Below are 21,949 nucleotides of genomic sequence, written 5' to 3' on the forward strand. Positions count from 1 at the left end.
TGGATTGCCTATGATGTCTAAATTAATTGTTTCGTTACTTTGTTTCTTCTCGATCTTTGCTACCAACGTTCAAGCAAAGACTTTAATGGTATTTGGGGACAGCCTGAGTGCTGCGTACAACTTAAGACAACAACAAGGCTGGGTAAGTTTACTTGGCGAACAAATAAATCAAAGCCACCCTGATATAACGATCATCAACGCCAGTATCAGTGGAGAAACGACGCAAGGCGGGTTAGCTCGGCTTCCAAAACTACTCGAAACACATCAGCCAGCTTGGGTTGTTCTGGAGCTTGGCGCTAATGATGGTCTTCGGGGCTACCCTCTAAACCAAGCCAAGCAAAACCTTGCTTCCATGATTGAGTTGATCCAGCAAAAATCTGCTGAGGTTATCCTGTTAGGGAATCACTTACCTAGTAACTATGGTCGCACTTACACCACTCAGTTTTTTAACCTTTACAAAGACTTAGCCGAGCAATATCAAATCGCATATGTGCCTTTCATGCTGGAAAATGTCGCACTCGATCCAAGCTTGATGCAAAATGATGGGCTTCATCCTAATGCTAAGGGCCAACCTGTTGTTTTAAACAACATTACACCAACCCTTTTACCACTGCTTAACAAATAATAAGGACTTACGATGAAAGCTGTATTTTTGGATCGTGGATCTTTTCCTGATCAAGTAGACATTTTGCTTCCAGAAAAAGTGAGTGAATACAGGTATTACCACAATTCCAACGAAAGCAATGTGATTGATAGAATCAAAGACGCTGACATCGTAATGACCAACAAGTTTGTGTTATCGAGAGAAATACTTGAAAAGTGCCCTTCTATTAAGCTTGTTCAGATTATGGCGACAGGGATGAACAATGTTGATTTAGAAGCTTGCCAAGCATTAGGGATCACCGTCCAAAACGTGGCTGGATATTCTACCGTCAGTGTACCAGAACACACATTTGCGATGATTCTAGAGTTACGACGCAACCTAACTCGTTATCGTGAAGCGGTAAAACAAGGGCAATGGGCATCTTCAGAGTTCTTTTGCTTTATGGATTTCCCCATCTTAGATTTGGATCAGAGCACGCTTTGTATTATTGGAAAAGGCGCATTAGGCAATCGTGTCGCGACCATTGCAGAAGCATTTGGCATGAATGTCATCTTCGCTGAACACAAACAGGCCCCTGATGTACGAGAAGGTTATGTCGGGTTTGATGAGGCCATTAAACAAGCGGATATCATTACATTACACTGCCCGTTAACGGATCAAACTCGTGACGTAATAGACGAAGCTACATTCGCCAAGATGAAACCCAGCGCCATTCTAATTAATACTGGCCGTGGTGGGTTAGTCAACGAAACCGCTCTTGTAAACGCATTAAAACAGCAACAAATCGCTGGCGCTGGATTTGATGTAGCCACCGTTGAGCCAATGCCAAAAGATCATCCACTGCAAGCCATCGCCCACTACCCCAATTTTATTCTGACACCTCATGTTGCTTGGGCCAGCCACAGCGCTATGACACGACTACTGCAGATCGCCTGTGATAACATGACCGCTTTTATTGATCAGAAAGCTGAATGACCTTAGACATACTATATCTTGACGACGACCTAGTCGTCGTCAACAAACCCAGTGGACTGCTCGTCCATCGCACCGACTTAGCCAAACATGAGCAAGACGCCGTTGTACAAAGATTAAATGAGCAATTGGGAAAGTGGGTTTACCCCATTCATCGCCTAGACAGAGCAACTTCAGGTGTACTGGTCATGGCTCTGAAAGAGGATGTGGCGGGAGCACTAGGCGAGCAGTTTATGGCTCGAACCACCGAAAAAGTGTATCAAGCGATTGTGAGAGGCTATCCGCAAGAACTTGGTACAATTGACTACCCTCTTGCCAAGCTCAACGAAGAAAAAGGTCGTTCTCGCTTTAAAATCGAGGGCACTGAAAAACCTGCTGTCAGCCACTTCAAGACCCTAGCTCGTTACGAAATCAATATACCTGTGAGCCGCTACCCGAAAATGCGCCTTAGTCTAGTTGAAGTTAAGCCTGAACAAGGACGTACGCACCAGATAAGACGACACTTTAAGCACATATTCCATCCGCTTCTAGGCGACACTCGATATGGCTGCAGGCATCACAACCAAGTCATGCGCCAACACTGGTCTGAAGACCTACGCTTAATGCTACATGCCAAGTCGCTAACATTTATACACCCAACCACTCAATCGACGCTGTCTATCGAAGCCCCCCTTGAACAAGACATGCAAACCCTATTGAGCTGGCTAGAGAAACATCCAAGTAACTGAGAACTCATCATGAAAAATAAACTTGTCTACTCGACTGACCAAGGCCGTATCTGCCCAGAATGTGATTACGCCATCGACGATTGCCAATGTAATGATAGCGCTGCAATTCTAGGCTCTGGAAAAGTAAAGATTCAGCTTGAAACCAAAGGAAGAAAAGGAAAAGGGGTAACTTTGATTAAAGAGTTAGCCATGACAGCCGATGAGCTAAAAGTGCTAGGCAAAAAACTGAAAAACCATTGCGGTGTAGGTGGCTCAGTAAAAGATGGTGTAATCGAAATACAAGGCGATCAGAGACAAAAAGTATTGGACTTTTTAACTGGCATCGACATTAAAGCGAAAATCGCAGGCAGTTGAGTTACATAAAATTACAAAACAAGTCCTATGTAACTTAAGCTATACGAATTAATCAAAAAAAAGCGCCAAATATCAATGATTTTTATTTTGATTTTTTAATCCTTATTGTTAAATTTATGTGAATGCAAATTCATAAAAGAGGTTTGAATGCATCCTGACAGTCCGCGACAAGCTAATGCTCTATTGCACAAAGCCGTGCCGCTGATGCGAAAAATGGACATCGCACCTACTCCATACAACTATGGCATTTGGTACGAGTATGTTCGTCAAACCTCTCCCAAGCTTAATCAGCTCGTTGATTCCACTATAGGTCGTTTAGGTAGCCTTCCAAGCTTTATTTCCAAAGAGCTTTTTCATCAGTTCTTAGTTTCGGAAGAAGCCCGCTATAACAATGAACACAAAGATAAGCTTGAAGCCCTAGTTGATAATATATCAACTAATACATACACCATGTCTAATAGCCTACAAGAGCTAGAAGGCGTTGTAACAAAAAGCCAACGAGTGCTTGCACGCGCCGATCGACATAAACACTTAGAGAAAGTTGTTCGTTACTTAGATCAAGGCACAAAAAAAGCCCTTGCGGACGCACAACATTTTTCCCAAACACTCAACCAAGTTAACGAAGAAGTTCTTCAACTTAAAGCTGAGTTAGACGAAATTAAGAATAATGTCGATTTAGACCCTTTAACTCAACTTTTCAATCAAAAGGGATTAGAGCGACAGCTATACAGTTTGATACCAGGCTCTGAAGATGACCTATCATTATTGATTTTAGACATCGATCATTTGAAAGACATCAATACCAAGCATGGGCGGAGAGCAGGTACAGCACTAATTTGCCATATTGGTCGTATTCTATTGAGCAAAAAACTTGAGAATGCCACTTTAGCTCGCCTCAACGGCGGCACATTCGCAATTGTATTGCATGAGGCAACCCTAGACTATGCAATCGAATACGCAGAAATTCTCCGCGGCCATCTAAATAAACAACGACTCAAAAATCGTTCTGGACAAGGTATCATTGAAAAGATTTGTGTATCAGCAGGTGTAGCGACGATTATAGGACAAGAAAGCCCAAACAATCTCATTGCGAGAGCCAGTGGTTATTTGGATAATGCGAAACGTCAGGGCCGAAATCGTACGGCTAGTCGCTAACCAAAAGTAAAGATCTTCTTAATGGATGTAAGACCTCATACCCTATTAATTCATGTTCGTGATTACGAATGTGATATGCAAGGCATTGTAAATAATGCCGTTTATCAAAATTACCTTGAACATGCACGTCATGCCTTTCTCAAAGACAGAGGACTAGATTTCGCCGAAATCACTCAATCAGGCATACATTTAGTAGTAATGCGTGCAGAAATTGACTATCGATCCCCACTGAAAAGTGGCATGACAGCGATAATCGAAACTCAATGTAAGCCAATCAGTAGATTTAAAACAGAATTCAGACAAAAAATCAGCATTGAAAGTGAGGAAACTATTTTGAGTGCATCAGCTCGCTTTATCATAGCTTCAATCTCAGAAAGTGGGCGGCCAACTTTACTTAAATCAATTGATCTATTATTTGATTAGAAATACAGACAACCACTTCAACTCGTGAAATGATCAATTGCTCGTATGCATTAATGAAACAAGAGATGAAAGTTTTAAAACAAAAAAAGACGTCGATAGACGTCTTTTTTGATATGGCGGTGAGCAAGAGATTCGAACTCTTGATGCCTTTCGACATACACGCTTTCCAGGCGTGCTCCTTCGGCCACTCGGACAGCTCACCAAAACTTTTTGTTCGCAGATCTACGAAACTTGGAGCGTATCTTAATGACGAAGTTATTGAATTGCAAGCCTTTTATAGCTCTACAAAACTAAGTCTTTCATTAATTCCAGTATCGCCAACTCGTTCTGGTGTTTGAGTAGGTGTTCCAGCGTAAATCAAGCCAACGACCTGTTGATTATCTGACAAATCAAACAAGTCTTTCGCTGTATCAGTAAATACTGCTGGCCCCGTTCGCCAAATACCGCCATACCCTAAAGCATCCAAACCAAGCAGCGCTTGTTGCGCTGCTGCAGAGGCCGCCATTACTTGCTCAAACTCCGGCACTTTGGGGTGTTTCACTATTTCAGCATAAACCAACAAAATGGCAGGTGCACGGAAAGCTTTTTTGATAAATGTATCAGCTTTATCATCAGAGAGCTCTGGCACTTCTTTCTTAGCATGTTGCCAATATACTTGACCAACTTGCTCGCGACCACTACCGGTGAACACCTTGAAACGCCATGGCTTAAGTGCCCCATGATCCGCTGCTCGGCTAGCAGCATCAAGAATATCAAACCACTCATCTTTTGAAGGTGCTGGCTCAGCAAGTTGGTTGCGAGATACACGATCACGCATAAATCGTAAAAATTCTTTACTCATAGGATGAAAAATTCCGTTAATATCATATATATACCTAAAGATAACGAATGTGCTTAGACAAGTAAATCTAAACGACTCTCATTTATAAGGTAGATAATATGGAAAAATGGATTCTATGGGTGTTACTAGAAGCCGCGACCGTGATGGCTATTGCATCTGCCTGGATACTTTGGAGAACCCGTAAGCTAAGCCAGAAAAATAATCAACCATCAGAACACGCCGAACAAGCACCATCAACAGATCATCAAGACAATTCATCAAACACCGATGAAAATGCCAAATCAAGCGAAGCAAATCCCCCATTTAAAGCATTTGCTAAAGTACTGGAGCATCAAGCTAATGAAGCCGCAGATACTCTAAAAAACCTTCGTACATCCGATGACCTTGATAGTGTCACACGCTTTAAACTTTGGGGCACTCTTGTTAAAGCTGAACGTGCAATTTTACTGAACGATGATACAGAAAAACCACAAGCTATTCTCAATAGGTTTATGGCCAGTATCATCAGCACATTAGAAAGCGTTAAAAATCGCAACCTTAATAAACACTCTCTAACAGAAACATTAAAAGAAACGGATGCCGAGTTTATACAAGCCAGCGAGCTATTGATTTCGAAAGAAGAGCTTGTAACCAATCAGCGTGAGCTGCATAACGAATTGTATAAAAACATCGAGCTTGCCGAACAAAAACTTAATAAGCTCAAAGTAAAAGAGAATGAATTACAACGGCTACGCCTAGAGCTTAAATCTCAGCAAGAACAAATTAACAAACTTGAGCAACATGCAAATCATGATCAGCAATTCAGTCAATCTTCACAGCATGGTGAAGATAAGACAAATCAACCTCAGCATCATTCAACAAGACATTTACACCAGCTAGAAAGACTGTCAAAACGACAACAGGCAATTATTGAGCACTTACAGGCACAACTGAAAAATAGCTCATCAAACAAAGGTGAGCAGCAGGAAGAAGCTCAACAAATTGCTCTTAGCCGCATGGAGAGACTTACTAATGAATCAAGGTCACTCATTGAGCAACTACAATCCGAGCTTGAATCAACCAATCTATCAATCACTTCTTTAAAACAAGATATCCATGACAAAGACAAACAACTTAAAGAAATTGACGAGCAGCTTAAATCCAGCGATGGTGGTGTTTTAGGTGAATTCCAAGCGCTCTCTACCAACAAACGCGATGCCTTAGAATCGATTTTAGGCGGGATTGCGGACCTCAATAAAGATACCCAAGAACACGCTGATTCATTTTCACAACAAGAAAAAGAGGTACTCAATTTAGAGCAGATGTTAAAAGAGTCTGAAACCTGCGTTCAACTACTAGCTCAGGAACTTGAAAGCGCAGAAGCAGAAAATATAGCATTAAGAGAGAAAATAGAGCGATCGGCCAAAGACAAGAGAAATCTTACCTCTCCTGAAGATATGCCTAAAGAGTTAATTGAACTGGAAGCCCTTCGTGAGGAACACAGAGATCTGGTTGCTCAGATTCAACACATGAAAGACAAACTATTAAGCCAAGTATCTGGCTCTACTGAGAAATCATTAAGAAACGAATACAACAAAAAGAGCTTAGAATTAGATAGGCTTCAATTAGCTTATTCAGACTTAGAACGGAAATACTTAGGAACACTCCGCTAGCCAGCCAATACAACTAGCGGAGCCAAGTCGTTATTGTCGAGTTAGACGGTCATTACCAAGCACAATAGGAGTGCTTGAGCGATATGGATTAATATCCAATCCGCCACGTCGTACGTAACGTGCGTAGACAATCAAACTTTCTGGTTTGCATTGCGTCATGATATCAATGAATATTCGCTCCACACACTGCTCATGGAAGTCAGTATGCTCACGAAATGAAGCAACATACTTTAGAAGGCCAGCATGATCGATTTTAGATCCACGATAATCTATGAATACAGAACCCCAGTCAGGCTGATTCGTCACAGGACAGTTTGATTTAAGCAAATGACTCACCAAGCGCTCTTCTACTTGTTCACCTTCTACCACCATCAAAAGATCTGCATTAGGATGATACTCATTGATCTCAACATCCAAATCATCGATGCAGTAATCAGGCGTCAGTACCACAAGTGCTTCCATGGCTTCCACATCACGTATGATCACCGTCACATCTGCACCAGCCGCCGCTGATAGATCTTTTTCAAGCAACTCTTGTACTTCAAACTGATCTTCGTAGCGCATCTGATTCAGCGAATTCAGATACAACTTAAAAGACTTCGATTCAATGATATTTGGTGAATGACAAGGCAGACGAAACTCAGCCGTCGCAACAATAGGCTTGCCTTTTTTATTTAACCAGGACAACTCATATGCATTCCAAATGTCCTCACCATGAAATGGTAAGCGTTCAGACTCAATTCCCATGTCTTTCCACTTGTCTACACGTGGTATGGGAAACAACAATCCTGGATCGTACTCAGACACATATTCCGTTTTCTGTCCTAGGGGCAAAAAACCCATGTTCAACACCTCAACTTCTAATGCCTCTACCACGATTGAGTAGAGATAGACCAATATAAAATAACGCAATAATAAAGGCAGCGATAATAAACAAAGCCCACGTCACGTCAATATCTGAAACACCTAAAATGCCATAACGGAACGCATTTACCATATACAGCACCGGATTTAGCATGGAAATACCTTGCCAAACCTCTGGTAGCAAACTGATAGAGTAAAACACGCCTCCAAGGTAAGTAAGCGGCGTTAGAATAAACGTCGGCACGATAGAGACATCATCAAACGAACGCGCATAGAGCGCATTGACAAAGCCTCCTAGCGAAAACATCACCGAAGTCAGAAACACGATAAGCACCGTCAGCAATAAATTGTGTAGGTGCATGTGCGTAAAAAACAGTGATAGCACTGTCACAATTGCTCCAACAAATAGACCACGTGCGACACCACCTAGAACATAGCCAAGCAAAATCACCCAGTTTGGTGTTGGCGATACCAGCAACTCCTGAACACTATGCTGAAACTTTGCCGAGAAAAACGATGAAGCAACGTTGGAATATGAGTTGGTAATAACCGACATCATAATCAACCCAGGGACAATGAACTGCATGTAACTGAAGCCACCCATTTCCCCAATACGGCTTCCGATTAGATTACCGAAAATCGCAAAATAAAGAGTCATCGTTATAGCAGGAGGTAAAAGAGTTTGCGGCCAAATTCGCATAAAACGACGAATTTCTCGACGTAAAATGGTGTAAAAAGCAATCCAAATTTCTGATGAGGACATACTACTTACTCCCTTTAATTAACTTAACAAATAACTCTTCAAGGCGGTTTGATTTATTACGCATACTGATGACCTTAACATCCATTTGAGTTAAATAAGCAAACACATCGTTAAGGTTTTGCCCCTTCATAACTGCTACTTCAATTGAAGAGCCATCTCCGACTAAATTCATTTCATAACCTTCAAGCGCTACATTAGAAAGGGAGCCATCTAAATCCAACACAAATGTCTCACTACTTAATGTCTTTAAAAGAGCCTTAACACTGGTATTTTCAACGATTTCACCACTGTTAATGATGGCAATATTTCGACAAAGTTGTTCTGCTTCTTCAAGATAATGTGTCGTTAGAATAATCGTTGTGCCTTGCTCATTGAGCTCTTTAATAAACTCCCACATTGATCGACGAAGTTCTATGTCTACACCTGCAGTCGGCTCATCCAAAATCAGAATTTTAGGCTCATGTATTAACGCACGAGCAATCATGAGGCGTCGCTTCATACCACCTGATAGCATTCGAGATTGGGTATCTTTTTTATCCCAAAGATCTAGTTTCTTAAGGTACTTTTCCGCCCTTTCCTTTGCGAGCTCTAAAGGAATACCGTAGAAACCGGCTTGTGTAACCACCACGTTAAAAACAGTCTCGAAGACATTAAAATTAAACTCTTGCGGCACCACACCTAAATGCAACTTAGCACCTGCAAAGTCCTCATCAATATCAACACCAAAAATGCGAACTCGACCAGACGACTTGTTCACTAAAGAACAAAGAATACCAATTGTGGTCGATTTACCTGCTCCATTTGGTCCTAATAGTGCAAAGAAATCACCTTGCTCGACATTCAAATCCACCCCTTTTAAGGCTTCAAATCCATTGTCATAACGTTTTTTTAGGTCCTTTATTTCAATTGCATATGTCATAATAACCTTCTTAGTTAATATATCTTAAACCCACCAAAATAGGTTTCTTGACACGTGAGTCCCAGAATTCAATTCATTTTGAACCGTCTAAATCAATTACACCAACGCATAAAACAACATGACCCCTTCGATCGAGAGTTGCTCGCCGAGGAGGAGCATGATTTCATGCAAAAGTGGGAAGAATTAATAGCCTCTGGGCAACAAACATCACCGGAGTTTCTATTTGACGCTCAAGAACTACTTAGTCGCTTCATACGCTGCTATCCAAATCTTGTCCCTTTAATGCATAGGGATTTGCTCTATTTCATCGGTGGAGAATGCCTACATTACCTTGGTGATGAAGAACTCTCCTTTTATCAAGAAGTCGATGAACAGCTCTATGAAGCCGAGCAGGCAGGAGACACTATTGATATTGGTCAAATAATAGAGGCGAACAGCTCTATGACTCAAGGCGAAAATTTGCAATAAAATTAAACTTTTATAAAAAAAGCGGCTGAGCCGCTTTTTTAAACCTTTTTAAACACCAGGGTTCCGTTAGTTCCTCCGAAACCAAATGAGTTGTTTAAAACCAGGTCAACTTTCCGCTTTTGTGCAGTATTGGCGACGTAATTCAGATCACACCCTTCACTAGGCTCCTCTAGATTTATTGTCGGTGGAGCCAATTGATCGCGTATAGCCAGAACTGAAAAAATAGATTCAACCGCCCCTGCTGCACCCAATAAATGCCCTGTCATTGATTTGGTCGAACTTATGGCGACATCAGAGGCATCAGCTCCCATTAATGACTTAACTGCTTCCGTTTCTGCCAAATCACCTATTGGTGTTGATGTACCGTGTGCATTGATATAATCAATTTCATAGGCTTCAGCATTCGCATCTTTCAAAGCAGCAGTCATCGCGGACAGAGCTCCCTCGCCTTTTTCAGGCGGCGCAGTCATGTGATATGCATCATCACTCATACCAAAACCAGCCAATTCAGCGTAAATCGTAGCTCCACGCGCAACAGCGTGGTCGTACTCTTCTAGCACCAAAATCCCCGCTCCATCACCCATGACAAAGCCATCTCTATCTTTGTCCCAAGGACGACTCGCTGTTTTTGGGTCATCATTTCGCGTAGACAATGCTCGCGCTGCACCAAAACCACCAATACCTAACGGAGTAATAGCCATTTCTGCACCGCCAGCGACCATTATATCTGCGTCGCCATATGAGATCATACGACCAGCCATGCCAATATTGTGCGTACCAGTAGTGCAGGCCGTAACAATAGAAATATTAGGCCCTTGGAAGCCAAAACGAATAGCTACATGACCTGAAATCATGTTTATAATTGCGCCTGGAACAAAGAATGGCGAAATTCGCTTAGGACCTGAAGCACTCAACAACTCCACATTCTTTTCGATCATTGGCAAACCACCAATCCCAGAACCAATCGCACATCCTATGCGCTTATAGTCAACTGTTTCAGGGGTTAGTCCAGCATCTTCAATGGCTTGAACAGCTGCTGCAATACCATATTGAATGAAAACATCCATTTTACGAGCTTCTTTTATGCTCATGTATTGCGATGCATCGAAGTCTTTTACTTGTGCTGCGAAACGGGTTGAGAACTGAGATGCATCGAAGTGTTCAATTGCCGAGACGCCACTTTTGCCTTCAATTACATTATCCCAAGAGTCTTTTACGTTATTGCCAAGGGGGCTCACCATTCCCATACCGGTGACAACGACCCGACGACGAGACATACAATTCCTCCGAAAAACTCCCTTTTACATAGGGGTATGAATAAGAAAAGCCGCTGTACATATAATACGAGCGGCTTTTCGGAAACTCAGTGCACCAGAGTATTACAAGTTAGCGTTGATGTAATCAATTGCTGCTTGTACAGTGGTGATTTTCTCTGCTTCTTCATCAGGAATTTCTGTGTCGAATTCCTCTTCAAGAGCCATCACAAGCTCAACTGTGTCTAGGGAATCAGCACCTAGATCGTCTACGAAAGACGCTGCTGGCACAACTTCTTCCTCTTTAACACCTAGTTGTTCGCAAACGATTTTTTTAACGCGTTCTTCAATGCTACTCATTAGAAGTTCCTACTCTACTCGTTAATAGCTCACTTTGAGCATATTATAAAAATTAGTGACACCCATATCGGGCGTGATTCTCATCATGAACCGGAGACGTATTTTCGTTGAATTCATTACGAATTTCAACTCAAATTACGCCATGTACATACCACCATTGACATGTAACGTTTCACCAGTGATGTAACCTGCCGCATCAGAGGTCAAGAAAGCAACAGCTGCTGCAATTTCAGTTGGCTCACCAAGGCGCGCCGCAGGCACTTTAGAAACCAAGTTCGCCTTATGCTCCTCAGGCAAGTCTTTAGTCATATCTGTTGCAATAAAGCCTGGCGCAACACAGTTAACAGTGATACCACGAGAACCAATTTCAGCAGCCAATGAACGACTAAACCCTTCAAGACCAGCCTTTGCTGCTGAGTAATTTGCTTGACCAGCATTACCCATTGAGCCAACAACAGAGCTAATCGTTACGATTCGACCAAATTTAGCCTTTGTCATACCACGTAGACACGCTTTTGTTACGCGGAAAACAGATGTAAGGTTAGTGTTAATCACTTGATCCCATTCATCCATCTTCATACGCATCATTAGGTTATCACGGGTAATACCAGCGTTATTTACCAAAACTGTCGGCGCACCAAACTCTTCGTTGATTTGCTTGATAACGGCATCCACTGATTCGTCATTAGAAACGTCCAGCACCACACCCTTACCGTTCTCGCCTAAGTACTCGCTAATGCTTGCAGCACCCGCCTCGCTTGTTGCGGTACCCACTACAGTCATACCATTAGCGACCAGTGCTTCAGCGATGGCTTTACCAATGCCTCGCGTCGCACCAGTTACTAGCGCAATCTTGCTCATCAAGTTATCTCCAGTAATTTTAAATTCCTGTAGCAGCCTCAAAGCCTGCCACATCTCCAATTGCTACCGCTTCTAAACCTTTTACAATTCGTTTGTTTAGACCTGTTAAAACCTTACCCGGACCACATTCAACAGTCTTTTCTACACCAAGCTCATTCAGCAAGGCAATAGATTGTGTCCATAAAACAGGCTCACTTAACTGAGAAACAAGGTTTGATTTGATCTGCACTGCATCTGAAACCGCCTGCGCAGTGACATTTTGCACAAGTTTAATCGCTGGCTCCTTAAATTCAATCGCATTCAAACGCTCAGCCAGTTTTTCACCTGCAGGAACCATCAATTTACAATGCGACGGCACACTAACAGGCAAAGGCAAAGCGCGCTTCGCCCCCGCTTCTTTAGCATTTGCCATCGCCAGCTCTACTGCCGCTGCTTCACCAGCAATAACCACCTGCCCCGGTGAGTTAAAGTTAACAGCACTGACAACACCTTCAGAGACCGCTTCACACGCCGCAACCACTTGCTCATCAGACAAACCAATGATAGCAGCCATCGCCCCCGCACCTGCAGGTACAGCTTGCTGCATGTACTCACCACGCAATTTAACAAGCTCAACAGCATCGGCAAACTCGATCACACCTGCGCAAACTAACGCTGAATACTCACCTAGACTATGACCTGCAACATAAGCTGGCTGCTCGCCCCCTTGCTGCTCCCATAGGCGCCACAAAGCAACACTACTAGTCAAAAGAGCTGGCTGAGTTTTATCTGTTTGACTTAAAGATTCTGCGTCGTTTTGCACCAAATCCCATAGGTCGTAACCTAGGACTTTTGATGCTTCATCAAACGTTGATTTGATAATGTCGTATTTTTCCGCCAAGTCAGACAGCATACCTAATTGCTGAGAACCCTGACCCGGAAACACGAATGCTAATGAAGAGTTCATAACACCCCCTGTTGAGTTAACTTAGTTTCTATTCTTTTGTATAAATTCGTGCGAGCTATATCAATACCGTACTCAATCGCACCCATCATGGCCTTAAGGTCTGACCGACCATGACCTTTTACCAAATTCCCTTTAATACCTACTAAACATGCACCATGGCGACTTTCCGCCTGTACTAGCTGCTCGATAGCAGAAGTATCCATTGAATGCTTAGGCAGCTGAGAGAGCAAAAACATAAACAACCCTTCGGAAGCCTTCAGTACAGCATTGCCCACCATGCCATCACAAACAATTACATTTTTCTCGCCCGCGAAAAGCTCAAACCCCTCAGCAAAGCCTGAGAACTTAGGCCAATTTTGATCAGAGAGCATTTGGTAACACTCCTTGATAACCGAGCTACCTTTACTGGTCTCAACACCAACATTTAACAAGGCAACATTTGCCTCACTGTCACTGCGAGCCTCTACATATGAAGCCCCCAGCAAGGCAAAACCATTCAACATTTCCGCAGGGCAATGAACATTCGCCCCCAAATCTACTAAACAACGCAATGGGTTAGGTCGCATCTCTCGAATTAAAGCTGGATACAGTTTTGGCCTTAGCAAACCAACAATATGACGGGCCAACGCCACCATGGCCGCTGTATTACCAAATGTCACCACGACATCAGCTTGACTAACGGATAAATCAGATAGCGCTCGATATATTGTGGCATCAACTCGTTTAAACAACGAGCGATCGACAACTTCCATACAGGATACGGAATCGTGACAAGCGACAGGAATAATTCGAGAAGATGGCGACTCATCAGGAAATTCAAATACCTGAGAATCAAAGTAGAAATACGCCTCGACATCCGCAAAGGCGGCAACAATTTTTTCTGTTGCTTGGAATGCAATGCGGGGACCTAAGTCCCCGCCCATAGCGTCAATAGCTACCCTAATCATTGGGGTATCTAATTACTCACCCTTAGGAGTAACGACTTGACGACCACGGTAAAAACCGTCTGCAGAAACATGGTGACGACGGTGTAGTTCACCAGTAGTCTGTTCAACAGAAAGAGTTGGGTTAGATAGTGCATCGTGTGAACGGCGCTGGCCGCGACGTGAACGAGTCACTTTACTTTTTTGTACTGCCATTTTTGGAGCTCCTAATTTTTCTTAGCCTTTAATTCGGCCAATATACTAAATGGATTCGGTTTATTTTCGTCATCCGGTGCGTCATCGGTAGACGATGCATACTTTAGAGCTACTGGGTTGCAACCACTTTCTTCGTGATAGGCAACAATAGGTAAAGCGAGAAGTAACTCTTGCTCGACCATATTAGCGAGAACGACCTCACCATCGGTCATGACAACGGGATCATAGTCGCTAGGAATATTCTTAGCATGGTCTTCGTCATAAACGAAGCACACACATAGATCAACCTCCAGATCAACTGGCGCAGCTTCCAAGCATCGTTGACACTCAACTTGAACGGTTGCAGCAATAGATCCGGTCGCAATGTAGCGCCTATCTTCATCGACTCTAAAGTTTAGATGAATTAACGCATCCCCTTCATTTGACGCTAAAGCAGCGCTCAACTCCGGAAATACACTGAGTGGTAAACGCCCCTCTAATGCAACTTCTTGAGCAGCATATTTACGAGGGTCAAAATATTTAGGTAATGTGTCATTCAACATGGCGGGGAATAATATTGCCAAGGACCATTCTTGTCAAAGATTACTGAGGCATAAATGGCATTTTTTACGTATTATTTCGTGCAATTCAAATTTTTAGCTATTTTTTCGACAAATCAAGGCACTGTAAGTTTCATATGACACAAAAATTGATCTTAGGCTCCTCTTCAAAATACCGTCAAAGCCTTTTAAAGCGTCTTCAGATTCCGTTCACCACACTCACTCCTGACATCGATGAAAGCCAATTTCCAAACGAAACCCCGAGGAGTTACATTGAACGTATCACTAAGGCAAAAGCTCACGCCCTAACAAGCCAGCTTGACGATACCAGCATCTTAATCACATCAGACCAATGCGCTACATTTAATGGCACTATTATTGGCAAACCGCACACTAAAGAGAAAGCCTGCGAGCAACTCCTAAACTTCAGTGGCAAAACCGTCACTTTTTTAACCGGACTTTACACTTATAGCACCCACTCCCATCAAAGCCGATACATTTTGTCTGAGTTTAAAGTAACTTTTCGAGAGTTAAGTGCATGTGAAATTGAGCGATATATTGATCTTGAGTCTCCACTAGATTGTGCTGGCAGTTTTAAATGTGAAGGTCTAGGTGTTACTTTGTTCGAGAAAATGGAAGGAGAAGACCCCACCTCATTAGTAGGCCTCCCTTTAATTGAAACATGCAAAAGCCTGCGACAACTAGGCATGAACCCGCTGGGCTAACAATCAAAAATAAAAAACGGAGCGTTAAACTCCGTTTTCAATTCATTTGATGAAGCAAAACTTAACGTAGTTCATACAGCCAAGATTTTACGCCTGCCGATAGCTCAACACCTAACTGCTTGGCCACTTTTTCCCACGGCTCTTGGTAAGGAGTATAATAAGCTGGTGTAAGCCCCGAGAATTCTGTGTTAAGTAACTTCTGAGCATATCCTAACTCATCAGCCAAGCCATTTTCGAGTGCCTGAGCTCCTGTGAACACCATCCCAGAAAACATCTGCGGATCATTTGTTAATCGGTCGCCGCGCCCTTCTTTTACCGCATTAATAAATTGCTGATGTGTCTCATCCAGTACCGCCTGCCAACTTTCACGAGCCTGCTCGCTCATTGGTGAAAATGGATCTAAGAAACCTTTATTTTCACCGGCAGTAAATAAACGACGTTTTACACCGAGCTTTTCGATCAGTTCACTGGCTTCAAAACCACCAGAGATAACACCAATAGAACCAACTAAACTTGCTTTATCTACCACAATTTTATCTGCTGCCGATGCGATGTAGTAACCGCCAGAGGCGGCCATATCCTCTACTGCCACAACAACAGGTATCGAAGGAAACTGCTGTCTATATTGCATAATCACATCATGCAAAATCCCCGCATGAACAGGACTTCCACCTGGACTATTCATCTCAATCAATACAGCTTTATTACGAGAATCAGCATAGATATCATCAAAAAGAGGGACATAATCGTTTGCATCCACCTCACTTTGCGCCCCTATCGTTCCCTGCATACGAATGACAGCAACACTATCATTTACTGTCACTTCATCCATATCAACATTCATGAAGGCAGCAGACAAAACACCAATAAAAATTATTAAGTAGATAAATCGGAAAAATATTTTCCAGCGGCGTGTACGGCGTCGCTCAACTACTTGCGCCCCTAACACCTCTTTTAAAGCCTCAACAACACCATCTGACGTATCTTTTGATGCCGAGGCAACCTCCCGATCTTTTACCTCGGGCTCTACATTTTTCTTATCGTCTTCTTCATTCCACGCCATGAACTTCTCCACTCACCCATCAACTTTAATGAAAGGTCTTATAACAAATACACTATTCAACATGCCGAAGCACTTAAGTTATAACAGGTTGAAGTGTAACATAGCGACATTTACAGAAATAAGGACTTAATAGTGAGCTATTCATTCGAAGAATTAACAGAAGGCCTAAGCGAAAGCTTTGAAAAAGTTGTTACAGAACAAGATGTTCAGGCCTTTGCTCAAGTAACAGGAGACACCAACCCCGTTCACCTGGATGCAGACTACGCTGCCACCACTAGTTTTGAAAAGCCAATTGCTCACGGAATGCTAACGGCAGGTTTCATTTCAGCAGCCATCGGCACAAAACTACCAGGGCCTGGTTGTATTTATTTGGAGCAATCACTTAAGTTCCGCGCTCCTGTATTTATTGGCGCAACAGTAACAACGACTGTAACCGTGAAAGAGCTTAACGAACGCCGCCGTCGGGCTGTATTGGAAACAGTATGCACAGTAGATGGTAAGAAGGTTGTAACGGGCGAAGCCACCATCATGCTGCCATAAGCAATGATTAGTGCCTAGAATCCAAAAAGCCGCAGCAACTTTGATGCTACGGCTTTTTTTTCAAACCTTAACGAGAGATCAAAATTTGCTCGGAAGAGCCTGCATCGCATCTTTCCAAGCGTCTTCAATCGGCGCTTCGAGCACAAGCTTTTGCCCCTCATAGCTATCAATCACTAATCGAGAAGCATGTAAGCACAAACGTTTAAAACCAAGCTGTTTCGCCTCGGCATTTGCCTCATTAGGCGAATATTTTTCATCACCAACAATTGGGTAGCCCGCAAATTGAGTGTGCACACGAATTTGATGAGTACGCCCTGTGACCGGTTCACATTCAATTAAAGTGTAACCCTCAAAATTACGAACCACCTTAAATCGCGTTAAAGACTCTTTACCATCTGTATGAACCTTCACCACACGCTCACCAGATTTCAGCTCATTTTTAAGAAGCGGAGCATTGACCTGCAACTTCCGCTTTGGCCAAGAGCCAAACACTAAAGCATTATAAGTTTTCTGTACGCCCTCCTTTTCACGCAAGGCAGCATGCAGCATCTTTAGTACACTCCGTTTCTTGGCAATCATGATTAACCCTGAAGTATCACGATCCAAACGATGCACCAACTCAATAAATTTCTCCTGTGGGCGCATCTGGCGAACAACTTCTACCAAGCCAAAGCTTAAACCACTACCACCATGGACAGCCAATCCTGATGGTTTATTAACCACAATCAATCCCTTATCTTCAAATACGATTCGACTTTCGATCTCCTGCTTTAAACCTTCTGCCACCATTGGCTTATCAGATGGTTGAGCCACAACAATCGGCGCTATACGTATGACATCTTCGTTACTTAAGCGAAAATCCGGTTTAATTCTTTTCTTATTAACTCGAATCTCTCCCTTGCGCAGCAAGTTATAAATCTTCCCCTTGGGAACTCCTTTAAGAAAAGTCACCAGAAAGTTGTCGATACGTTGACCATCATTATTCTCGTCAATGGTTACAAAACGTACCTGTGGGCGCTCAGACGCGCCATTATTTTCACTTGCTGCCAAAAGAATGGTTTCCTATGTAATTGAAGCACTTAGATTTTACTGTTATATTCAAAACCGCAGAGGGTAAGAGGCAACAGAAAGCCTCGAAGAAGTAATTGTAACGAATGAATAGCCAATACCAAAGCGACACTTTGGTCATTTCTTACCTCTGAGCAAAAAGTTAATTTTATATAATAAACCGCATGAATCAGTGAATCGGTTCGTGGGTGTAACAGTTTACCATTGAAGACGCTTTCAAGATCAGCACCTTTCATGTTGACCGATAGTTGAAATACGTATTACAGCAACACAGAAAAGAGCGACGCCATGGCGATTTTAGCCTTTTGTGGCGAGCCTTTAAATTGTGTCTGATTGCGACCGCCAATTCAAAAATCTCGTTACATTTCATGAACTTAGCATTCACCGAATCATTAGAAAGAGTCAGCATTAATGATTAGAATGTTAATAAACGCAACTCAACAAGAAGAGTTGCGCGTTGCGTTAGTGGATGGGCAGCGCCTGTACGATCTAGATATCGAGTCAGGATCTCGCGAACAAAAAAAAGCAAATATCTATAAAGGCAAAATCACTCGTATTGAACCTAGTTTAGAAGCTGCTTTCGTAGACTACGGCGCAGAACGCCATGGTTTCCTTCCTCTCAAAGAAATCTCAAAAACCTACTTCTCTAAAAAATCCAATTCAGACGGCCGTTTAAACATTAAAGATGTGCTAACTGAGGGACAAGAAGTCATCGTTCAAGTTGACAAAGAAGAGCGAGGCAACAAGGGTGCAGCGCTAACAACATTTGTCAGCCTAGCAGGTCGCTACTTGGTTTTGATGCCAAACAACCCTCGCGCTGGAGGTATTTCACGCCGTATTGATGGTGACGACCGAACTCAACTAAAAGAAGCTATGTCTGGCCTTGATGTTCCAGATAATGGTGGTTTGATTGTCCGTACTGCAGGTGTCGGCCGCTCAACTGAAGAGCTTCAGTGGGACTTAGATTACCTACAGACACTTTGGGATTCGATCACAAAAGCCGCGGCTGATCGCCCTGCTCCTTTCTTGATTTACCAAGAAAGCAACATCGTGATCCGCGCAATTCGCGACTATTTACGCGATGACATTGGCGAAGTTTTGATCGACGAAAAGAACGTTTATCAAGACGCGCTAAACTTCGTTATGCAGGTGATGCCGCACTTTAAAAACCGCATCAAACTGTATACAGAACCTACTCCACTTTTTAACCGTTTCCAGATCGAAACCCAGATCGAAACAGCCTTCCAGCGTGAAGTTCGCCTTCCTTCAGGCGGTTCGATCGTAATCGACCCAACAGAAGCGCTCGTTTCCATTGACATCAACTCCGCCCGCGCAACGAAAGGTGGGGACATTGAAGAAACAGCACTACAGACCAACTTAGAAGCAGCTGACGAAATTGCCCGCCAATTACGTCTTCGTGACATTGGTGGCCTAGTTGTTATCGACTTCATCGACATGACGCCTGTGCGCAACCAAAAAGAAGTTGAAAACCGCATGAAAGCGGCACTTGAAGCAGATCGGGCGCGTGTGCAAATTGGCCGTATTTCACGCTTCGGCTTACTTGAAATGTCACGCCAACGCCTTCGTCCTTCACTAGGTGAAACCAGCGGTATTGTTTGTCCTCGTTGTAATGGACAAGGATTTATCCGTGACGTAGAGTCACTTGCTTTATCTGTTCTACGCCTCATTGAAGAAGAATGTGCTAAAGAGCGTACCGCCCAGATTCGCGCTATTCTGCCAGTATCTGTAGCAACATTCCTATTGAATGAAAAGCGTACCAATATTGCGAAAATCGAAAAGCGTAACGATGTTCATATCATCTTGGTACCTAATCCTCATATGGAAACACCTCACTTCCATGTTGAGCGAATTCGTGATGACAACGAAGTTATCGCACAAGACGACAGCAGTTACACGCTTGTTGAAGAGCCTGTTCAACCGCCTTACGAGCCAAGAAAGGCCAATGAAAACGCTCGTCAACAAGCGGTAGTGACAAGCATTTCACCTGCCTCTCCAGCTCCTGCACCAACCGAAACTGAGAAGAAATCTACTGCTAAACCAGGTTTCTTTAAACGCTTATTGAACGCATTATTCGGAAGCACTGAAGAGTCAGAGAAAGCAGAAAAGGCACCTCAAAAAGACACGAAGAAGGCTTTTGAAAAGCCCTCTGATGAACGCAAACCATCTCGCAATCGTCAGCGTGATCGTCGTCCTTCTCGACAAAGCAGCGACAAGGACCAAAAGGATCAGAACAACACTGAGCACCAGAAACCTAAGTCAACGCGCCAGTCTCGTCGCGCGCAAGCAGAGGCTCAAGAGTCTAATAAAGACACTGGTAGCAATCGTAATAAGCAGCGAGAAAAGACGAATAAAGACGCACAAAGCAAAGATTCTGTGCCTAAGGTAAAAGCACGTCGACCAGAGCCAGAAGTTAAAGAGCGCAAGCGTGACCGTAATGAAAACAAGCGTCGTAATGGTAAACTTAAAGACGAGGTCGAATTAGCTCAACAACAGCAACTTCAAGCTGATCAAGAAGCGAAAGATGCTAAAGTTACAGCTGAGCAAACTCAAAACGCCGACACTTCTGCTTCTAATCAAAGTAATGAGGAAAGCAACTCTACTGAACGCAAGCCACGTCGCTCTCGCCGTTCACGTCGTAACAAGTCTGATGAAGCGGCTAAAGCAACACCTGAGACACAGGAAAATGCTAACGAGCAGACTGCTGAAGTACCTTCTGCTGAAACAGAAGTCAACACACCAGAGCCTACTACGACTAGAGAGACCTTATCTCAAGAAGATGCTCCTGCGGCAACAGCAGGCGAAGAAGCTAATCAAATCGAAGCGACTGAAGAGAAGCCTGCCAAACCAAAAATGTCTGTGAAAGCTGGCATGAACAAAATTGCCAAACCAGATAACACTGAAGAAGTAGCCGCATCCTCTAGCAGTGAAAACACTGATGCAGAAGCCTCTGAAAACGCAACTCTAGAATCTGATCAACCATCTGAAACAGGTGTAACGAAAGCCCAGCCTACTGTTGCAGCCGCTCAAAATGCTGACCATATCTCAGATAAAACATCAAACGATGAAGCTACATCACAAGCCGAACCTAATGATGCATCTGATATCAGTGAAGAGAAAGCCAAACCAGTAAGCGATACTTCGGTTGAAATAACTCAACATGAAGATGCATCAAAAGCAAAAGAGGCAACAACTGAGAACTCAGAAGAACCTCTTGCTGAAGACACATCAGAATTAGAAACACCTATTCTGAATGAAGCTAAGTCAGAACAAGCTGATACTACTGACTCATCTGAACAAGTTAAAGCAACTGAAACAGGCAAAAAAGTTCGACAACCTCGCCCTATTCGCGGCAAAAAAGTCAACAAACCTGCAACAGAGCAAAAAGCACCTGTTGAGCTTCCTAAAGCGCTTATTGAGCAGCAGGAAAAAGCTAAACAAGAGTTGCTTGAAAAACGAGAGCAAGCTGCTCAGCAACGACGCCAACGTCGATCTGGTCGCGTCAAAAACGATCCTCGTTTATCACGCCAACCTGAACCAGCTACAGAAAGCCAAGTAGAAACTTCAGAAGAGTAACTTTTGCTTTAATACAGACAAAGGCCTATCGAGCAACTCGATAGGCCTTTTTATTTCTTAGTACTCAATAATAGCTTGTCATTACACCCTTCAAAAAAAAACGCCTCATACTTTAACT

General features: G+C 43.1%; 24 protein-coding genes and 1 tRNA gene. 11 read left to right on the forward strand and 14 right to left on the reverse strand.

Features of this window, described 5'->3' with window-relative positions; genetic code table 11:
- Nucleotides 1-10 precede the first annotated feature (10 nt).
- The 6 genes from JHD44_RS01855 to JHD44_RS01880 all read left to right on the forward strand — a co-directional run bounded on the left by JHD44_RS01855 (nucleotide 11) and on the right by JHD44_RS01880 (nucleotide 4,236).
- Nucleotides 11-625, forward strand: a complete 615-nt coding sequence (locus JHD44_RS01855; protein ID WP_199460531.1) for an arylesterase — start codon at nucleotides 11-13, stop codon at nucleotides 623-625.
- 12 nt (nucleotides 626-637) lie between these two features.
- Nucleotides 638-1,579 carry a D-2-hydroxyacid dehydrogenase gene (locus JHD44_RS01860; RefSeq protein WP_199460533.1) on the forward strand — a complete coding sequence of 314 codons (942 nt, stop codon included), beginning with the start codon at nucleotides 638-640 and terminating at the stop codon, nucleotides 1,577-1,579.
- On the forward strand, nucleotides 1,576-2,304 hold the full coding sequence (locus JHD44_RS01865) for an RluA family pseudouridine synthase (protein WP_199460535.1): 729 nt from the start codon (nucleotides 1,576-1,578) through the stop codon (nucleotides 2,302-2,304). Before JHD44_RS01860 ends, JHD44_RS01865 begins: the two co-directional genes overlap by 4 nt.
- 9 nt (nucleotides 2,305-2,313) lie before the next feature.
- Nucleotides 2,314-2,658, forward strand: coding sequence for a translation initiation factor (locus JHD44_RS01870; protein WP_199460537.1), 345 nt, complete (start codon nucleotides 2,314-2,316; stop codon nucleotides 2,656-2,658).
- A 147-nt stretch (nucleotides 2,659-2,805) separates the two neighbouring features.
- Nucleotides 2,806-3,813 (forward strand): GGDEF domain-containing protein, encoded by a 1,008-nt coding sequence (locus JHD44_RS01875; RefSeq protein WP_199460539.1) that lies wholly within the window; start codon nucleotides 2,806-2,808, stop codon nucleotides 3,811-3,813.
- 21 nt (nucleotides 3,814-3,834) lie between these two features.
- Nucleotides 3,835-4,236, forward strand: coding sequence for an acyl-CoA thioesterase (locus JHD44_RS01880; protein ID WP_199460541.1), 402 nt, complete (start codon nucleotides 3,835-3,837; stop codon nucleotides 4,234-4,236).
- Nucleotides 4,237-4,350: 114 nt separating this feature from the next.
- Here the strand turns inward: JHD44_RS01880 and JHD44_RS01885 are convergent.
- Both JHD44_RS01885 and JHD44_RS01890 read right to left on the reverse strand, forming a co-directional pair.
- Nucleotides 4,351-4,438: transfer RNA gene (locus JHD44_RS01885), tRNA-Ser, on the reverse strand.
- A 72-nt stretch (nucleotides 4,439-4,510) separates the two neighbouring features.
- Nucleotides 4,511-5,077, reverse strand: a complete 567-nt coding sequence (locus JHD44_RS01890) for a nitroreductase family protein (RefSeq protein WP_199460543.1) — start codon at nucleotides 5,075-5,077, stop codon at nucleotides 4,511-4,513.
- A gap of 98 nt (nucleotides 5,078-5,175) precedes the next feature.
- On the opposite strand from JHD44_RS01890, the gene JHD44_RS01895 reads away from it, so the two are divergent.
- Entirely contained in the window at nucleotides 5,176-6,729 is a 1,554-nt protein-coding gene (locus tag JHD44_RS01895) for a hypothetical protein (RefSeq protein WP_199460545.1), read from the forward strand.
- A 30-nt stretch (nucleotides 6,730-6,759) separates the two neighbouring features.
- On the opposite strand, the gene queF is transcribed toward JHD44_RS01895, so the two are convergent.
- Genes queF through JHD44_RS01910 form a run of 3 tightly spaced genes read right to left on the reverse strand, consistent with a single transcriptional unit; the run spans nucleotide 6,760 to nucleotide 9,275 of the window.
- Nucleotides 6,760-7,572, reverse strand: coding sequence for an NADPH-dependent 7-cyano-7-deazaguanine reductase QueF (queF, locus tag JHD44_RS01900; RefSeq protein ID WP_199460547.1), 813 nt, complete (start codon nucleotides 7,570-7,572; stop codon nucleotides 6,760-6,762).
- Between the two features lie 10 nt (nucleotides 7,573-7,582).
- Complete coding sequence (locus JHD44_RS01905; protein ID WP_199460549.1) at nucleotides 7,583-8,356, reverse strand: ABC transporter permease; 774 nt, start codon at nucleotides 8,354-8,356, stop codon at nucleotides 7,583-7,585.
- A gap of 1 nt (nucleotide 8,357) precedes the next feature.
- Nucleotides 8,358-9,275: an ABC transporter ATP-binding protein gene (locus tag JHD44_RS01910; protein WP_199460551.1), complete on the reverse strand. Its 918-nt coding sequence runs from the start codon at nucleotides 9,273-9,275 to the stop codon at nucleotides 8,358-8,360.
- Between the two features lie 54 nt (nucleotides 9,276-9,329).
- On the opposite strand from JHD44_RS01910, the gene JHD44_RS01915 reads away from it, so the two are divergent.
- Complete coding sequence (locus JHD44_RS01915) at nucleotides 9,330-9,743, forward strand: PA2817 family protein (protein ID WP_325097032.1); 414 nt, start codon at nucleotides 9,330-9,332, stop codon at nucleotides 9,741-9,743.
- Between the two features lie 38 nt (nucleotides 9,744-9,781).
- Here the strand turns inward: JHD44_RS01915 and fabF are convergent, their stop codons facing one another.
- The 7 genes from fabF to JHD44_RS01950 all read right to left on the reverse strand — a co-directional run bounded on the left by fabF (nucleotide 9,782) and on the right by JHD44_RS01950 (nucleotide 14,865).
- Complete coding sequence (gene fabF / locus JHD44_RS01920; protein ID WP_199460555.1) at nucleotides 9,782-11,020, reverse strand: beta-ketoacyl-ACP synthase II; 1,239 nt, start codon at nucleotides 11,018-11,020, stop codon at nucleotides 9,782-9,784.
- Nucleotides 11,021-11,122: 102 nt separating this feature from the next.
- Nucleotides 11,123-11,356 carry an acyl carrier protein gene (gene acpP / locus JHD44_RS01925; protein ID WP_055462884.1) on the reverse strand — a complete coding sequence of 78 codons (234 nt, stop codon included), beginning with the start codon at nucleotides 11,354-11,356 and terminating at the stop codon, nucleotides 11,123-11,125.
- A 135-nt stretch (nucleotides 11,357-11,491) separates the two neighbouring features.
- A complete protein-coding gene (fabG, locus tag JHD44_RS01930) occupies nucleotides 11,492-12,217 on the reverse strand; it encodes a 3-oxoacyl-ACP reductase FabG (protein ID WP_199460557.1) in 726 nt (241 codons plus the stop codon).
- A gap of 19 nt (nucleotides 12,218-12,236) precedes the next feature.
- Nucleotides 12,237-13,163: an ACP S-malonyltransferase gene (gene fabD / locus JHD44_RS01935; protein WP_199460559.1), complete on the reverse strand. Its 927-nt coding sequence runs from the start codon at nucleotides 13,161-13,163 to the stop codon at nucleotides 12,237-12,239.
- Nucleotides 13,160-14,110, reverse strand: a complete 951-nt coding sequence (locus JHD44_RS01940) for a fatty acid synthesis protein (protein ID WP_199460561.1) — start codon at nucleotides 14,108-14,110, stop codon at nucleotides 13,160-13,162. Before JHD44_RS01940 ends, fabD begins: the two co-directional genes overlap by 4 nt.
- A gap of 12 nt (nucleotides 14,111-14,122) precedes the next feature.
- The gene (rpmF, locus tag JHD44_RS01945) at nucleotides 14,123-14,302 is read right to left on the reverse strand and encodes a 50S ribosomal protein L32 (RefSeq protein WP_067209547.1); all 180 of its coding nucleotides are present in this window, start codon (nucleotides 14,300-14,302) and stop codon (nucleotides 14,123-14,125) included.
- 11 nt (nucleotides 14,303-14,313) lie between these two features.
- The gene (locus JHD44_RS01950) at nucleotides 14,314-14,865 is read right to left on the reverse strand and encodes a YceD family protein (protein WP_233401630.1); all 552 of its coding nucleotides are present in this window, start codon (nucleotides 14,863-14,865) and stop codon (nucleotides 14,314-14,316) included.
- A gap of 113 nt (nucleotides 14,866-14,978) precedes the next feature.
- On the opposite strand from JHD44_RS01950, the gene JHD44_RS01955 reads away from it, so the two are divergent.
- Nucleotides 14,979-15,566 (forward strand): Maf family protein, encoded by a 588-nt coding sequence (locus JHD44_RS01955; RefSeq protein ID WP_199460563.1) that lies wholly within the window; start codon nucleotides 14,979-14,981, stop codon nucleotides 15,564-15,566.
- A 61-nt stretch (nucleotides 15,567-15,627) separates the two neighbouring features.
- Here the strand turns inward: JHD44_RS01955 and JHD44_RS01960 are convergent, their stop codons facing one another.
- Nucleotides 15,628-16,629: a S49 family peptidase gene (locus JHD44_RS01960; RefSeq protein ID WP_199460565.1), complete on the reverse strand. Its 1,002-nt coding sequence runs from the start codon at nucleotides 16,627-16,629 to the stop codon at nucleotides 15,628-15,630.
- A 132-nt stretch (nucleotides 16,630-16,761) separates the two neighbouring features.
- On the opposite strand from JHD44_RS01960, the gene JHD44_RS01965 reads away from it, so the two are divergent.
- Nucleotides 16,762-17,169 (forward strand): MaoC family dehydratase, encoded by a 408-nt coding sequence (locus tag JHD44_RS01965; protein ID WP_199460567.1) that lies wholly within the window; start codon nucleotides 16,762-16,764, stop codon nucleotides 17,167-17,169.
- 78 nt (nucleotides 17,170-17,247) lie between these two features.
- Here JHD44_RS01965 and rluC read toward each other — a convergent pair whose 3' ends face one another.
- Nucleotides 17,248-18,219 (reverse strand): 23S rRNA pseudouridine(955/2504/2580) synthase RluC, encoded by a 972-nt coding sequence (gene rluC, locus JHD44_RS01970; protein WP_199460569.1) that lies wholly within the window; start codon nucleotides 18,217-18,219, stop codon nucleotides 17,248-17,250.
- 429 nt (nucleotides 18,220-18,648) lie between these two features.
- Here rluC and rne point away from each other — a divergent pair, with 429 nt between their 5' ends.
- The gene (gene rne / locus JHD44_RS01975; RefSeq protein ID WP_199460571.1) at nucleotides 18,649-21,831 is read left to right on the forward strand and encodes a ribonuclease E; all 3,183 of its coding nucleotides are present in this window, start codon (nucleotides 18,649-18,651) and stop codon (nucleotides 21,829-21,831) included.
- The last annotated feature ends 118 nt before the right edge of the window (nucleotides 21,832-21,949 follow it).

Source organism: Marinomonas ostreistagni, assembly GCF_016461785.1.
Taxonomy (GTDB): Bacteria; Pseudomonadota; Gammaproteobacteria; order Pseudomonadales; family Marinomonadaceae; genus Marinomonas; species Marinomonas ostreistagni_A.

What these genes read in the sequence shown, in the direction of transcription:
- JHD44_RS01860 (WP_199460533.1), top strand. Translation starts at nt 638, where the DNA reads ATGAAAGCTGTATTTTTGGATCGTGGATCTTTTCCTGATCAAGTAGAC.
- rne (WP_199460571.1), top strand. Translation starts at nt 18,649, where the DNA reads ATGATTAGAATGTTAATAAACGCAACTCAACAAGAAGAGTTGCGCGTT.
- JHD44_RS01880 (WP_199460541.1), top strand. Translation starts at nt 3,835, where the DNA reads ATGGATGTAAGACCTCATACCCTATTAATTCATGTTCGTGATTACGAA.
- JHD44_RS01960 (WP_199460565.1), bottom strand. Translation starts at nt 16,629, where the DNA reads ATGGCGTGGAATGAAGAAGACGATAAGAAAAATGTAGAGCCCGAGGTA.
- acpP (WP_055462884.1), bottom strand. Translation starts at nt 11,356, where the DNA reads ATGAGTAGCATTGAAGAACGCGTTAAAAAAATCGTTTGCGAACAACTA.
- rpmF (WP_067209547.1), bottom strand. Translation starts at nt 14,302, where the DNA reads ATGGCAGTACAAAAAAGTAAAGTGACTCGTTCACGTCGCGGCCAGCGC.
- JHD44_RS01875 (WP_199460539.1), top strand. Translation starts at nt 2,806, where the DNA reads ATGCATCCTGACAGTCCGCGACAAGCTAATGCTCTATTGCACAAAGCC.
- fabD (WP_199460559.1), bottom strand. Translation starts at nt 13,163, where the DNA reads ATGAACTCTTCATTAGCATTCGTGTTTCCGGGTCAGGGTTCTCAGCAA.
- JHD44_RS01905 (WP_199460549.1), bottom strand. Translation starts at nt 8,356, where the DNA reads ATGTCCTCATCAGAAATTTGGATTGCTTTTTACACCATTTTACGTCGA.
- JHD44_RS01890 (WP_199460543.1), bottom strand. Translation starts at nt 5,077, where the DNA reads ATGAGTAAAGAATTTTTACGATTTATGCGTGATCGTGTATCTCGCAAC.
- queF (WP_199460547.1), bottom strand. Translation starts at nt 7,572, where the DNA reads ATGGGTTTTTTGCCCCTAGGACAGAAAACGGAATATGTGTCTGAGTAC.
- JHD44_RS01865 (WP_199460535.1), top strand. Translation starts at nt 1,576, where the DNA reads ATGACCTTAGACATACTATATCTTGACGACGACCTAGTCGTCGTCAAC.
- JHD44_RS01910 (WP_199460551.1), bottom strand. Translation starts at nt 9,275, where the DNA reads ATGACATATGCAATTGAAATAAAGGACCTAAAAAAACGTTATGACAAT.
- JHD44_RS01940 (WP_199460561.1), bottom strand. Translation starts at nt 14,110, where the DNA reads ATGATTAGGGTAGCTATTGACGCTATGGGCGGGGACTTAGGTCCCCGC.
- JHD44_RS01870 (WP_199460537.1), top strand. Translation starts at nt 2,314, where the DNA reads ATGAAAAATAAACTTGTCTACTCGACTGACCAAGGCCGTATCTGCCCA.
- fabF (WP_199460555.1), bottom strand. Translation starts at nt 11,020, where the DNA reads ATGTCTCGTCGTCGGGTCGTTGTCACCGGTATGGGAATGGTGAGCCCC.
- JHD44_RS01895 (WP_199460545.1), top strand. Translation starts at nt 5,176, where the DNA reads ATGGAAAAATGGATTCTATGGGTGTTACTAGAAGCCGCGACCGTGATG.
- JHD44_RS01855 (WP_199460531.1), top strand. Translation starts at nt 11, where the DNA reads ATGATGTCTAAATTAATTGTTTCGTTACTTTGTTTCTTCTCGATCTTT.
- JHD44_RS01955 (WP_199460563.1), top strand. Translation starts at nt 14,979, where the DNA reads ATGACACAAAAATTGATCTTAGGCTCCTCTTCAAAATACCGTCAAAGC.
- fabG (WP_199460557.1), bottom strand. Translation starts at nt 12,217, where the DNA reads ATGAGCAAGATTGCGCTAGTAACTGGTGCGACGCGAGGCATTGGTAAA.